Origin of the sequence: Pseudomonas sp. JS425 (assembly GCF_018223845.1) — a bacterium.
GTDB lineage: Bacteria > Pseudomonadota > Gammaproteobacteria > Pseudomonadales > Pseudomonadaceae > Aquipseudomonas > Aquipseudomonas asiatica.
Map to the genome: position 1 here is coordinate 6,202,530 of NZ_CP073661.1, position 13,532 is coordinate 6,216,061.

The 13,532-nt window shown below is 61.4% G+C and carries 13 protein-coding genes; 8 read left to right on the top strand and 5 right to left on the bottom strand.

Features of this window, described 5'->3' with window-relative positions; translation table 11 throughout:
• Positions 1-151: 151 nt before the first annotated feature.
• Positions 152-1,114, top strand: coding sequence for a LysR family transcriptional regulator (locus KDB76_RS28560; RefSeq protein ID WP_015272364.1), 963 nt, complete (start codon positions 152-154; stop codon positions 1,112-1,114).
• Here the strand turns inward: KDB76_RS28560 and KDB76_RS29985 are convergent.
• Positions 1,056-1,274, bottom strand: a complete 219-nt coding sequence (locus KDB76_RS29985) for a hypothetical protein (protein WP_080563834.1) — start codon at positions 1,272-1,274, stop codon at positions 1,056-1,058. The genes KDB76_RS28560 and KDB76_RS29985 overlap by 59 nt on opposite strands.
• A gap of 214 nt (positions 1,275-1,488) precedes the next feature.
• Entirely contained in the window at positions 1,489-2,355 is an 867-nt protein-coding gene (gene hexR, locus KDB76_RS28565; protein WP_011536461.1) for a transcriptional regulator HexR, read from the bottom strand.
• Between the two features lie 103 nt (positions 2,356-2,458).
• Here hexR and zwf point away from each other — a divergent pair, with 103 nt between their 5' ends.
• The 5 genes from zwf (at position 2,459) to KDB76_RS28590 (ending at position 8,289) form a co-directional block, all read left to right on the top strand.
• Positions 2,459-3,901: a glucose-6-phosphate dehydrogenase gene (zwf, locus tag KDB76_RS28570; RefSeq protein WP_023660645.1), complete on the top strand. Its 1,443-nt coding sequence runs from the start codon at positions 2,459-2,461 to the stop codon at positions 3,899-3,901.
• Between the two features lie 87 nt (positions 3,902-3,988).
• Positions 3,989-4,303 carry a hypothetical protein gene (locus tag KDB76_RS28575; RefSeq protein ID WP_013974840.1) on the top strand — a complete coding sequence of 105 codons (315 nt, stop codon included), beginning with the start codon at positions 3,989-3,991 and terminating at the stop codon, positions 4,301-4,303.
• Positions 4,304-4,433: 130 nt separating this feature from the next.
• The gene (gene uvrD / locus KDB76_RS28580; RefSeq protein WP_013974841.1) at positions 4,434-6,620 is read left to right on the top strand and encodes a DNA helicase II; all 2,187 of its coding nucleotides are present in this window, start codon (positions 4,434-4,436) and stop codon (positions 6,618-6,620) included.
• A gap of 292 nt (positions 6,621-6,912) precedes the next feature.
• Complete coding sequence (locus KDB76_RS28585; RefSeq protein ID WP_013974842.1) at positions 6,913-7,767, top strand: TIM44-like domain-containing protein; 855 nt, start codon at positions 6,913-6,915, stop codon at positions 7,765-7,767.
• Between the two features lie 114 nt (positions 7,768-7,881).
• Positions 7,882-8,289, top strand: a complete 408-nt coding sequence (locus KDB76_RS28590) for an SMI1/KNR4 family protein (RefSeq protein ID WP_013974843.1) — start codon at positions 7,882-7,884, stop codon at positions 8,287-8,289.
• 261 nt (positions 8,290-8,550) lie between these two features.
• On the opposite strand, the gene KDB76_RS28595 is transcribed toward KDB76_RS28590, so the two are convergent.
• Complete coding sequence (locus tag KDB76_RS28595) at positions 8,551-10,311, bottom strand: cation:proton antiporter (RefSeq protein ID WP_013974844.1); 1,761 nt, start codon at positions 10,309-10,311, stop codon at positions 8,551-8,553.
• A 343-nt stretch (positions 10,312-10,654) separates the two neighbouring features.
• On the opposite strand from KDB76_RS28595, the gene KDB76_RS28600 reads away from it, so the two are divergent.
• Positions 10,655-11,140, top strand: coding sequence for an acyl-CoA thioesterase (locus tag KDB76_RS28600; protein WP_003260046.1), 486 nt, complete (start codon positions 10,655-10,657; stop codon positions 11,138-11,140).
• Here KDB76_RS28600 and pdxY read toward each other — a convergent pair.
• Positions 11,137-12,009 carry a pyridoxal kinase PdxY gene (gene pdxY / locus KDB76_RS28605; protein ID WP_013974845.1) on the bottom strand — a complete coding sequence of 291 codons (873 nt, stop codon included), beginning with the start codon at positions 12,007-12,009 and terminating at the stop codon, positions 11,137-11,139. The two genes, KDB76_RS28600 and pdxY, sit on opposite strands and share 4 nt — an antisense overlap.
• A 120-nt stretch (positions 12,010-12,129) precedes the next feature.
• On the opposite strand from pdxY, the gene KDB76_RS28610 reads away from it, so the two are divergent.
• Complete coding sequence (locus KDB76_RS28610; RefSeq protein ID WP_013974846.1) at positions 12,130-12,522, top strand: DUF3301 domain-containing protein; 393 nt, start codon at positions 12,130-12,132, stop codon at positions 12,520-12,522.
• On the opposite strand, the gene KDB76_RS28615 is transcribed toward KDB76_RS28610, so the two are convergent.
• Positions 12,523-13,494 (bottom strand): GTP-binding protein, encoded by a 972-nt coding sequence (locus KDB76_RS28615; protein ID WP_013974847.1) that lies wholly within the window; start codon positions 13,492-13,494, stop codon positions 12,523-12,525.
• Between the last annotated feature and the right edge of the window lie 38 nt (positions 13,495-13,532).

Consider the following 13,532-nt stretch of genomic DNA (forward strand, 5'->3'; position numbering starts at 1 on the left):
TCTCCCGGTCGGCGCGTGACCAGACGTTGCTGGCCAGTCGCACATTCACCCTAGCGCTGTAGGTTAATAAACAAAAATCAATATTTGTTAGGGGCTGTATTAGCAAAAGCTTATAGTGCGGTAACAAGGTGTTGCCGAAGGGCGGATAAAAATGCGTAAGTCCTTGATGCGTATGACTTTGCGTCAACTGCAGATCTTCAACGAGGTGTGCGATTTGCGTTCATACAGCCGTGCGGCGGAAGAGATGGCGCTTACGCAACCCGCCGTTAGTCTACAGATCCGTCAGCTCGAAGAGCTGATCGGTCAGCCGCTGTTCGAGTATGTGGGCAAGAAGCTCTACCTGACCGAAGCTGCCGAGGCCCTGCAACGCGCCAGCCGCGATATCTTCGGGCGCCTGGAGAGCCTGGACATGCAGCTTTCGGACATGCAGGGCTCATTGCAGGGGCAGTTGAAACTGGCGATCGAGTCCAGTGCCAAGTACTTCGTGCCACACCTGTTCGCGGCCTTCAAGCAGCGTCACCCGGAGGTCAACCTGACCCTGACAGTGGTCAATCGCGCCCAGGCCATCCGCCGCCTGTCGGACAACCGCGACGACCTGATCATCATGTCCATGGTGCCGCAGGACATGGGCCTGGAGTTTCTGCCGTTCCTCAACAACCCGATCATCGCGGTGGCGCCGCCCGAGCACCCGCTGTGCAAGCTGGAGCAACTGCGCCTGCAGGACCTGGAGCCTCATACCCTGCTGGTCCGCGAACAGGGTTCGGGCACGCGCAAGGCTTGCGAGGAATACTTCAAGGACAAGCGCGTGCATTTCACCCAGACCCTGGAGGTGGCCTCGGCCGACGCCCAGCGCGAGTGCGTAATTGCCGGGCTGGGCATTGCCATGCTTACCCGCCATGCGGTCAACCTGGAGCTGGCTACCGGTGTATTGAGGGAGCTGCCGGTGGAAGAACTGCCGCTGTACCGCAGCTGGTGCGTGGTGCAGTCCAAGGCCAAACGGCAGTCGCCGGTGGCCTTGGCCTTTCTGGCATTCATCCGCAGCGAACGTGCGCTGATCAGCGCGCTGGTTGAGCGTTTTTCGGGGAAGCTGCTGCCGACGCCTGCCAGACCGTGAGCTCTTGCAGCTCGGGGTAGTCCACTAGTTCGCGGAGCAGTTGACGTTGGTCGCAATAGCTCTCGATCGCGCGGCGGTATTCCATGCGGCGCTGATCCTTTTCCTGCTGCTTGCGAGCCTTGGCGCTGGGTTGGTACGTACCGTCGAAGTCACGAGCCATTGCCTGTCTCCCAGATAGGATGCGGGAGTTTCATACTGGCTTGAGTGGTTTACGGTTTGGCTGTGGAATGGTGACAAAACAGTGAAATTTATAGCGCCTGTGTCGGCCTCTTCGCGGGTAAACCCGCTCCCACAGGTGCTCACCAGCCTCAAGGACGGTGCAGTACCTGTGGGAGCGGGTTTACCCGCGAAAGGGCCGGCACAAGCAACGACAATCAGTCGTCGGTAGCCTTGATCGACTTGGGCGACAAGCGCAGGCTGCGCAAGCTGCGCTTCACGCTCTTCAGGTGGTTGACCAGGCTCGGCCCGCGCGCCATGGCTACGCCCATGGCCAGCACGTCGATCACCACCAGGTGGGCGATACGCGAGGTCAGCGGGGTGTAGATTTCGGTGTCTTCATGCACATCGATCGCCAGGTTGACAGTCGAAAGCTCCGCCAGCGGTGTCTGGCTTGGGCACAGGGTAATCAGGTTGGCGCCGCTCTCACGGACCAGGTTGGCGGTAATCAGCAGGTCCTTGGAGCGGCCCGACTGGGAAATGCATACCGCCACATCACCCGGCTTCAGGGTCACCGCCGACATCGCCTGCATGTGCGGGTCGGAATAGGCTGCCGCGCTGAGCAACAGACGGAAGAATTTGTGCTGAGCATCGGCCGCCACTGCACCGGAAGCACCAAAGCCATAGAACTCCACACGCTGCGCCTGGGCCATGGCAGTCACCGCCTGCTGCAGCGCTTGTGGGTCGAGGTGCTCGCGCACTTCCATCAGGGTGTGCAGCGTGGTGTCGAAGATCTTCAGGCTGTAGTCAGCGACCGAGTCGTCTTCATGGATGGCGAACTGGCCGAAACTCGCCCCCGCAGCCAGGCTCTGCGCCAGCTTCAGCTTCAGGTCCTGGAAGCCCGAGCAACCGATCGCGCGGCAGAAACGCACGATGGTCGGTTCGCTGATACCCACGCTGTGCGCCAGATCGGCCATGGAGCTGTGCATGACGGCAGCCGGGTCGAGTAGCACGTGGTCGGCTACCTTGAGTTCCGATTTGCGCAGCAGGTGGCGCGATTGGGCGATATGTTGCAACAGATTCACAGGCTGGACTCGGTTATGATCGGCTGGCCGGGTTGTAGCTTTCTTGTAGTTATACTACATGGACGCCAACCCGCCCAGTTAAACGAACGTGGAGAGTGGTGGTTTGACTATTCCTTGCGACATTCTGGTCTTCGGCGGCACCGGCGATCTGGCCCTGCACAAATTGCTTCCGGCGCTCTACCACCTGTTTCGCGAGGCCCGTCTGAACAACGCCGTGCGGATCATCGCGCTGGCACGACGCAACTTGCCACGTAACGATTATCTCAAGCTCGCCGAACGCCATTGCCGGGCACAGATTGCCCGCAACGACTTCGACGAAGAGGTCTGGCAGCGGTTTTCCGCACGGGTCGACTATTTCGCCATGGATGCTTCGCAAAGCGCCGACTTCGGTCGCCTGGCGCGCTACCTGGGCGAGCCCGGCGGCTTGACGCGCATCTTCTACCTGGCCACCGCCCCCAATCTGTTCGTGCCGATTGCCAAGCACCTGCATAACGCCGGCCTGGCAGACACTGAGGCGCGCATCGTGCTGGAAAAGCCGATCGGCCACTCGCTGGAATCGGCTACCGCCATCAACGAAGCGATTGGCGCAGTGCTGGAGGAAAACCAGGTATTTCGCATCGACCACTACCTGGGCAAGGAAACCGTGCAGAACCTCATGGCCCTGCGTTTTGCCAACGCCCTGCTGGAGCCGGTGTGGCGCAACAACCAGGTTGATCACGTGCAGATCAGCGTTTGCGAGACCCTGGGTGTAGAGAACCGTGGTGCTTACTACGACCGCGCCGGGGCGACCCGCGACATGTTGCAGAACCACCTGCTTCAGCTGCTATGCCTGGTGGCCATGGAGCCCCCCGCGCAGTTCGAGGCCGAAGCGGTGCGTGACGAGAAAGTGAAGATCCTGCGGGCCCTCAAGCCCATCACTGGCCAGGACGTGCAGGACAAGACCGTACGCGGCCAGTATGGCGCCGGGCGCATCGGCGGCCAGGAAGTGCCGGCCTATTACTTCGAAAAGGACGTCGACAACGACAGCGACACCGAAACCTTCATCGCCATCGAGACGCACATCGACAATTGGCGCTGGGCGGGCGTGCCCTTCTACCTGCGTACCGGCAAGCGCATGGCACGGCGCTCATCGCAGATCGTCATCCAGTTCAAGCCGGTGCCCCACGAGCTTTTCAATGGTGGCCAGGTCAACCAGCTGCTGATCCAGTTGCAACCGGACGAACGCATCAGCCTGCGCATGATGACCAAGAGCCCGGGGAAGGGCATGCGCCTGGAGCCTGTGGACCTGGACCTGAACCTGGCCCAGGTGTTCAGCCAGACCCGCCGCTGGGACGCCTACGAGCGCCTGCTGCTGGATGTGCTGGAGGGCGACTCGACGCTGTTCATGCGCCGCGATGAGGTGGAAGCGGCCTGGGCCTGGATCGACCCGATCATCAAGGGCTGTGAAGAGCACTTCCAGGCGCCGCGACCGTACCCGGCAGGCTGTAACGGGCCAGAGCAAGCCAACAGCCTGCTCGCCAGGCACGGCAGGCAATGGCATAGCTGAAGCACTGCCCTGCTCCCGTGGCAGGCGAAAGGGCAGAAAGTAGCCCAGCGCACTGGCGCTACTTTCAACCCGAAACAGGAGCAGACAATGGCCATTATCACCAACCTCGTTGCAATCAACGACATCGCTCACGGCAAGCAGGTTTTCAGGGTTCACGGCACCGTTACGGTCGCCTCCCCGGCCATCGAACCGGTGCTGGTCGAACCCAAGCTGCGCCACAGGGGTGGCTGGGAAGTACTTGAGCTTCAACTTCTGGATAGCGGCGCAATCACTCCGCAGGTGCTGACGGAAAAAACCGTGGCTTTCGAGCGTGCAGGCGGCACTGGCTGGAAAACCGTGGAGATCATTCATGCAGACGGTTCGCAGCGCTGCGAAATTCGTACCATCGAGGCGATTGACTGAGCCGCTGCCGGCCAGGTCGCCCGAGCGGTGGCCTGGCACCTTCCATCGGCTCGATGAACGGGCATGTTGCAGGTGAATATTTATACAGTAGAGGTTTGCCCCATTTCCTGCCGCGCCCTAGAATGGCCCGATGCGCACAGACGACCTCTCCCTCCTGCTGAATTCCCTCAACGATGCCCAACGCCAGGCCGTAGCGGCCACGCTAGGGCGTCAACTGGTGCTTGCTGGCGCCGGTTCCGGTAAAACCCGCGTGCTGGTGCACCGCATTGCCTGGCTGATCCAGGTGGAGCAGGCATCGCCGCACTCGATCCTGTCGGTGACCTTCACCAACAAGGCCGCGGCAGAAATGCGCCAGCGTATCGAGCAACTGCTGGGTATCAACCCGGCGGGCATGTGGGTCGGCACCTTCCACGGCCTGGCCCATCGCCTGCTGCGGGCCCATTGGCAGGAAGCGAGGCTGGTGCAGAACTTCCAGATCCTCGACAGCGACGACCAGCAGCGCCTGATCAAGCGGGTGATGCGCGAGTTGGGCCTGGACGAGCAGAAATGGCCGGCACGCCAGGCCCAGTGGTTCATCAACGGGCAAAAGGACGAAGGCCTGCGTCCACAGCATATCCAGGCCGGGGGCGACCTGTTCCTGTCGACCATGCGCGACGTCTATACCGCCTATGAGCAGGCCTGCGAGCGCGCCGGGGTCATCGACTTCTCCGAGCTGCTGCTGCGCGCCCTGGACTTGTGGCGCGACCACCCGGGCCTGCTGGAGCACTACCAGCGGCGCTTCCGCCACGTGCTGGTGGACGAGTTCCAGGATACCAACGCCGTGCAGTACGCCTGGCTGCGCCTGCTGGCGCGCGGCGGTGACAGCCTGATGGCGGTGGGCGATGACGACCAGTCGATCTACGGCTGGCGCGGTGCCAAGATCGAGAACATTCACCAGTACACTGCCGACTTCCCCGACGCCGAGATGATCCGCCTGGAGCAGAACTACCGCTCCACCGGTGGCATCCTCAAGGCGGCGAACGCGCTGATCGCCAACAACAGCGGGCGCCTGGGCAAAGAGCTGTGGACCGACATGGGTGAAGGCGAACCGCTGACCCTGTATGCGGCCTACAACGAGCACGACGAAGCGCGCTACGTGGTGGAAACCATCGAGAGCCTGGTCAAGAAGGGCAATGCGCGCAACGAGATCGCCATACTGTACCGTTCCAACGCCCAGTCGCGGGTGCTGGAAGAAGCCCTGCTGCGCGAACGCATCCCCTACCGCATCTATGGCGGTCAGCGCTTCTTCGAGCGCGCCGAAATCAAGAACGCCATGGCTTACCTGCGGCTGATCGAAGGCCGCGGTAACGATGCTGCCCTGGAACGGGTGATCAACGTGCCGCCACGTGGCATTGGCGAAAAAACTGTCGAAGCCATACGCGAGCACGCCCGCCACAGCCAGCTGTCGATGTGGGAAGCAATGTGCCAGCTGCTTGCCGCCAAAGCCCTGAAAGGCCGCGCTGCCAGTGCCCTGGGTGCATTCATCGAGCTGATCGAGGGGTTGGCTGCCAAGGTCGTGGACATGCCGCTGCATACCATGACCCAAACCACCATCGAGCAGTCCGGGCTGATCATCTACCACCAGGAAGAAAAGGGTGAGAAGGGCCAGGCACGGGTAGAAAACCTTGAGGAACTGGTCAGCGCAGCGCGCAACTTCGAGTCTACCGACGAAGACGCCGACCTCTCGCCTCTCTCGGCATTCCTTGGCCACGCCTCGCTCGAAGCAGGCGATACACAGGCCGACGAGCATGAAGACAGCGTCCAGCTGATGACCTTGCACAGTGCCAAGGGCCTGGAGTTCCCGTATGTGTTCCTGGTGGGCATGGAAGAAGGCCTGTTCCCGCACAAGATGAGCCTGGAAGAGCCTGGCCGCCTGGAAGAGGAACGCCGCCTGGCTTATGTGGGCATCACCCGCGCCATGCGCCAGCTGGTCATGACCTACGCCGAAACGCGTCGCCTGTATGGCAGCGAGACCTACAACAAGGTGTCACGTTTCGTACGAGAAATTCCGGCAGGCCTGGTTCAGGAAGTGCGCCTTTCCAACAGCGTCAGCCGCCCGTTCGGCGGGGCCAAGACGGCCACGAACAGCAACCTGTTCGCCAATGCCAGCATTCCGCAGACCTCGTTCAATCTGGGCCAGCGTGTTCAGCATGCGGTGTTTGGCGAGGGTGTGATCCTCAACTTCGAAGGCTCCGGCGCCCAGGCGCGGGTGCAGGTAAATTTTGCCGAAGGCAGCAAGTGGCTGATGCTGGGGTATGCCAAACTCGAGGCCATCTGAAAGCCTGCGCGGTCCCTTGTAGGAGCGGCCTTTGTGGGAGCGGCCTTGTGTCGCGAAAGGGCCGCAAAGCGGCCCCACGATTGTGGCTTTGACGCTGATATCTCGGGGCTGCTTCGCAGCCCTATCGCGACACAAGGCCGCTCCCACAAGTATTGCGCCAGCATTCCGAGGGCAGGTCGTGCCGGGTTTGTAACATTCAGGCAAAAGCTCGAAACATTATGTCGCTGGTCATGTGCCCGGGAACCTGTGCACCATGACGCGCGTGCAATCCACAACAGGGGATATCCCACTTATGCAACGTTTTCTTAGCATCGCTCTGGCGCTCTGCGTCGGCCTGACGCTGAGCCTGGACGCCAACGCCAAGCGTTTTGGCGGCGGCAAGAGCTCGGGCTCCGCGCCTATTCACCAGACCCGCCAGGCCACGCCAACCACGCCTGCCGCCGCGCCGACCGCACCTGGCCGTGCCGCTCCGGCCGCCAGCGGTGCTTCGCGCTGGCTGGGCCCTCTGGCCGGCCTCGCCGCCGGTGGCCTGCTGGCTTCCATGTTCATGGGCGACGGTTTCGAAGGCTTCCAGATCATGGACTTCCTGATCGTGGCGCTCATCGCCTTCCTGGTGTTCCGTTTCATCGCCGCGCGCCGTCGCCAGCAGCAGCCGCAAATGGCCATGCCGGGCCATGCGCCGATGCAGCGTGAAGCTCACGCGCAGCCTGCCCAGCCGTCGATCTTCGGTGGTTCGGCCGCACCTGCTGCCGCAGCCGCCCCGGTGATCAACGCCCCGGCCTGGTTCAACGAGCAGAACTTCCTGGCTGCTGCCCGTAACCACTTCCAGGCGCTGCAGCAGCACTGGGACGCCAACGAGATGGACAAGATCGCCGAGTTCGTCACCCCGCAGATGCTCGAGTTCCTCAAGCGCGAGCGCGCCGAACTGGGTGATGGCTTCCAGTCCACCTACATCGACAACCTCGAGGTGCAGCTGGACGGTGTCGACGACCGCGCCGACCGTACCGACGCCACCCTGACCTTCCGTGGCGTGTCGAAAAACTCGCGCTTCGACCAGGGCGAAGTGTTCAGCGAAAGCTGGCACATGGTTCGCGCCCAGGGCGAAAACCAGCCTTGGCTGGTGGCCGGTATCCGTCAAAACGGCTAACCGCTGCGTGCTGCACAAAAAACCCCGGGCCTGTCCCGGGGTTTTTGCTTTTGCCAGAGTGGCCTACTAGGGTATAACGCGCAGCGTTGTCATCTAGGTCAGAGGAAGTGAACCGTGGAAGAAGTGATCGAACAACTCCGTGAAGCCAACGAGCCAGTGCCGGTGCCCCTTGAGCTTCCCGACGAGGACCTGCTGGTCGAAATCGAAGAAGAGCTGTTCATCAACATTCCGTTCGTGTTCAAAGAGTTCCTGCTGACCGTCAGTGACGTGGTGTATGGCTCACTGGAGCCGGTGACCGTTACCGACCCACAGTCACATACCTACCTGCCCGACGTCGCCGCCAACGCCTGGGATGCCGGCGTACCGCGTGACCTGATTCCACTGTGCCAGGACGGCGACAACTACTACTGCGTCGAAGAGGATGGCACCGTGGTGCTGTGGGATGCTGAAGAGGAAATCGTCGGTGAAGACAGCTGGGAATCGGTTTGGCACTGGGCGCGGGATGTCTGGCTGGAGAGCTGATTTCGATCTCTGATCTGGTGCTGCTTGTGCCGGCCTCTTCGCGGGTAAACCCGCTCCCACAGGTATTGCACAGGTGCTGATCATTGTGCAGTACCTGTGGGAGCGGGTTTACCCGCGAAGAGGCCGGCCCAAAAATGGGAAATTTATGGCCTAGTGCCACCGGTATAGTTAATATCGCCAGGCTTTCTGCGCCTGGCGACATCGCTACCGCTCCATCCCCTCGGACGACGGTGAAATCTTGCGCAGGGAGCATTGCCCTCTTCAGTGCGTATTCTCGCGGCTGTTCTCCAGCGTCTCCAGCAAGGCAATCTGCATGCGCGTATGCACGCGGATAAACCAGCGCCACAGCAAGGCCACCACCACCGCAGCCACCACGGCGATCACCAGCAGCAGCTCGCTGGTCGGCAGAATGCTCGCCGACAGCGCCGACAGCAGCAGGAAAATCACCAGCAGCGACAACAACGGGATCACCTCGGCAATAACTCGGCGCACGCGCTGAGTATGCCGTCCGGCCGTTTCCGGTTTGACGCCCATCTCCGCCAACAGCATCGACAGCGCCTTGAGCTTTCGATAGGCGGCAATCAGGAATGGCAGCGACAGCAATAGCGCTGCGCCCCAGATCAGCGCTTTCTGTTGGCTGGTATCGCTGACCCACTCGCTGAGCCAGTTGCCGATCCGCTCGGCGAAATAGCCTCCACTGAAGAAGATGGCGATCACCAGCGCCAGGTTCACCCCAACCTGCAACAGGATGCGCCGGATCATCGCCGCGAGCATGGCGCTCTCGCCTTGCGGCTGGATGCTCCGCAACCATTCGCCATACAACGACAACACCCGCGCCAGGCGGCTGGGCACCACCTTGCCCAGCTTGAGCGACAGCGGGTCGGCGGCACGGATCAGGTAGGGTGTCAGCAGCGTCGTGATTGCCGATACCGCCACAGCCACCGGGTAGAGGAAGTCGCTGGTCACCTGCAGAGTCATGCCCAGCGCGGCGATGATGAAGGAAAACTCGCCAATCTGCGAAAGCCCCATGCCCACCCGCAGCGATGTACGCCCGTCATTTCCGGCAATGAACGCGCCCATGCCACACGACAACATCTTGCCCAACACCACCGCCAGGGTAATGACCACGATTGGCCAGGCGTAGTCGATCAGCACCTGGGGGTCGATCATCAGGCCGATGGCGACGAAGAAGATGGCGCTGAACAGGTCGCGTACCGGTTCGATCAGGCTCTCGATCTTCAGCAACTGGCGCGATTCGGCCATGATCGCGCCAATCAGGAAGGCGCCAAGCACCATGCTGTACTCGAGCTTCACCACCAGCAGGCAGAAGCCGAAGCACAGGCCCAATACGGTTATCAGCAGCATCTCGTTGCTTTCGAACTTGGCCACGTAGGCCAGCAGGCGCGGCACCAGCAAGATACCGATGACCAGCGCGACGATCATGAACAGCGACAGCTTGCCGACCGTGGAGAACACCTCGCCCGAGCTGACCGTACCGCTGACGGCGATGCCCGACAGCAGGGCGATGATGCCGATACCGAGGATGTCCTCGACGATCAGCACGCCGAATATCAGCTGGGCGAAACGCTCGTTCTTCATCTTCAGGTCGTTGAGCGCCTTGACGATGATGGTGGTCGAGGAAATCGCCAGGATGGCGCCGAGGAACAGCGAATCCATGGTGTTCCAGCCGAACCAGCGGCCGATCTCGAAGCCGATCCAGATCATCAGCACGATTTCCAGGAACGCCGCGATAAACGCCGTGGCGCCTACCTTGAACAGCTTGCGCAGGCTGAATTCAAGACCCAGGCAGAACATCAGGAAGATCACCCCCAGCTCGGCGAGGGTCTTGATGGTGTCTTCATCGTGGATCAGGCCGAACGGTGGGGTGTGCGGGCCGATGATGAAGCCGGCGACGATGTAGCCCAGCACCACAGGCTGCTTGAGGCGGTGAAAGAGAATGGTGACCACGCCAGCAACCAGCATGATGACTGCCAGGTCCTGGATGAAGCTGATGGCATGCATGGCGTGATACTCCTTTTCTCGTCCGTTGCTGGATGCCTGGGCAGACCGCTCCTCTGCCAAGGCAACCCTGAGCGAGCAGCAAGTACATACTGTTTTGAATGCAGGAAAAGCCCATGTTGCATGGGTGCAGTCAGGTTAACATCGCACCCCGCCGCAAAGAGGCGGTGCAATATGCAGAAACAGATCGACTGGAAAAGCGCCGCTGATGGCATGATCGGCGTGACGATGGAGCGTCAGCCAACGTCCCGTACCAGGAAGGCAAATTCAAAAGAGGGGAACAGAAGTGTCTGCAGATAATGCCCCCCATTCGCCCGATTCCGCGCAACCTCACCGTGAGCACCCTATGGAACCTGGAAACGCCCAGCTGAGCATGACCGTCCTGATGACCCCGGACATGGCCAACTTTTCTGGCAACGTACATGGCGGCACCCTGCTCAAGTACCTCGACGAAGTGGCCTATGCGTGCGCCAGCCGCTATGCCGGCAGCTATGTAGTCACCCTGTCGGTCGACCAGGTGATCTTCCGTGAGCCGGTGCACGTGGGTGAACTTGTAACCTTCCTGGCGTCGGTCAACTACACCGGCAACACCTCGATGGAGGTGGGCATCAAGGTGGTGACCGAGAACATCCGAGAGCGCTCGGTGCGCCATTCCAACAGCTGCTTCTTCACCATGGTAGCGGTCGACGACAACCGTCGCCCGGTGCAGGTGCCGCCGCGCCAGCCGCAAAGCAGTGAAGAAAAGCGCCGCTTCCTGCAGGGCCAGCAGCGCCGTCAGATCCGCCAGGAGCTGGAAAAGCGCTACCAGGACCTGAAAACCGACGCGATTTAAAGCGCCAGCAGCTGTGCCTCGAAGCGCACCCTTGGGTGCGCAATGCGGTCCTGGGCCCGCACCAGCTGCAGTTCATAGCTGGAGCAGGCCTGAGTTTCCAGCAGCACTTCGTGTACGGCCGCAGCAGTGAATTCGAACGCCTGCACCCAACTGTCGCCGAGCAGGACGCGGGCCAGGAACAGGCCTGAGGTCAGGTCACCCACCCCTACCGGCTGCCGCGGGAACGCCAGCAGCGGGCGGCGCAGGTGCCAGCTCTGCTCGGCGGTCACCAGCAGCATCTCGAACTGGTCCTCGGCGCGCCCGGGGTAAGCAAGGTGCTTGACCAGCACCACCTGCGGCCCGCGCTGCAACAGGCTGCGCGCCATGTTCACGCAGTCCTCCAGCGACTGCGCTCGGCGGCCACAGAAGCTGTCCAGCTCCAGCTGGTTGGGGCACAGGATATCGGCCCTGGTAGCCGCCTCATCGAGCAGGAACTCGCTCACTTCCGCTGGCACGATACAGCCCTTCTCAGGGTGCCCCATGACCGGGTCGCAAAGGTACAAAGCCTTTGGGTTGACTGCCTTGATCCGCTCGACGCCAGCCAGAATCGCCCGGCCTTGTTCGGCACTGCCCAGGTAACCGGACAACACCGCATCGCAATGGCCCAGCTCGCCGATGTTGGAAATGCCTTCCACCAACGCGGGAATTTGCGCGGGGGCAAGCACTTCACCCGCCCACTGGCCATACTGTGTGTGATTGGAGAACTGCACGGTATTGAGCGGCCACACATTGACCCCGATACGCTGCATGGGAAACACCGCGGCGCTGTTGCCGGCGTGGCCGAACACCACGTGAGACTGGATGGCGAGCAGGTGCGGGGTACGTTTCATGCGGGAGGTTTCCAAAGCTGTTTCAGGGATTGTGCGCAACGCAGTATGAACTCGATTGCCACCTGTACGACAGGCCAGGGACGCAGTTAAGCTGGATCGACCTGTTTGGAGCATACGCAAATGTTGACCCTGGAAAACCTCTTCGTCCTGATGCTGGTCGCCACGGCAGGCGCCTGGTTGTGGCACAACCACGGGTTGCGCGAGAAAGCCCTGGAACGGGTCAAACAGCATTGCGCCAAGCTCGACCTCGAACTGCTCGACGACGCGGTCGCACTCAAGCGCATCGCCTTTGTCCGTGACGCCAACGGCCGCAAGCGCCTGGCGCGCGTCTACGCCTTCGAATTCACCGTCACGGGCGAACAGCGCCACCCCGGTACCGTGACCCAGTTCGGCGCCCACAGCGTGCAGATCGAACTAGCGCCCTACCCGTTCGAGATCAAGACCCCGCCGCGCGCCGACAACGTCATCGAGATGCAGCAGTGGCGCCAGGAGCACAACCGCTGGCGCAACTGATCAGCTGACACGACATTCGCTCAACCCGGCCTGCAGCGCGGATTGCGATTGCGGCTGGTCGAAAATCAGCTCGATACGCGTATCCCTGCGCCAGTCGCTGGGCTGCCAGGCGGGCATGTCCCCATTCAGGCCATTGAATGATTGCCAGCCCTCCACGCTGTGGATAACCCCTTTGGCACGCCGCCACGGCCAAGCCCGCAAGAACGCCTGCAACCGCTGTGGATAAAACTGCTGCCCAGGGTGCCAGCGCCAGCCGATGCTCCAACCTCCCTCTCCCTGCTGGGCAAGACAGATCGGCTGCCCGGGGTCTGCCCATAGCGCTGTCGGTGGATTTACAAGATTGTCGACAATCCTGTTATCCACAAGCGAGCTGTCGACAATGCCATGGGGTACAGCCGGAAGGTCCGACAAGGGCAGCCCACCTTGGACGGTCCAGAATATTTTCTTTTTATAAAATTTATTAGTTATCAACAATTTAGCGCTTTCATCCACAGCCTCTGATTTGTTCAAGACAACGCTTTCAGCAGCATCGAACGCCTGCTGTTGATCCTCCTGAAGCTGCTCGTTCCGGACCATCGACTGCGCGTCCACGACCATCAGCAATGGCTGTATTGTCAGCACTCCAGCCCAAGGGGCTTTTTGCAACTGAGCGAGTAACTGCAAGGGATGACCCAGCCCGGACGGCTCGATGAACAGCCTGTCAGGGCGGGATTTGCGCAGCAGTCGGCCCAGGCCCACCTGGAACGGCATGCCATTGACGCAGCACAGGCAGCCACCTGCGACTTCGCCGATGGCGATGCCGTCTTCGTCACGGCTGAGCAAGGCCGCATCCAGGCCTACCAGGCCGAATTCGTTGATCAATACTGCCCAGCGCTCATTGGCCGGGCGTTGGGCCAGCAGGTGACGGATCAGGGTAGTCTTGCCGGCCCCCAGCGGACCGGCAATCACGTGGGTGGGAATGTTCTGCAGCATGGGCGGCTTCGGGCGATGGCGATGCCTCACTATGCGCC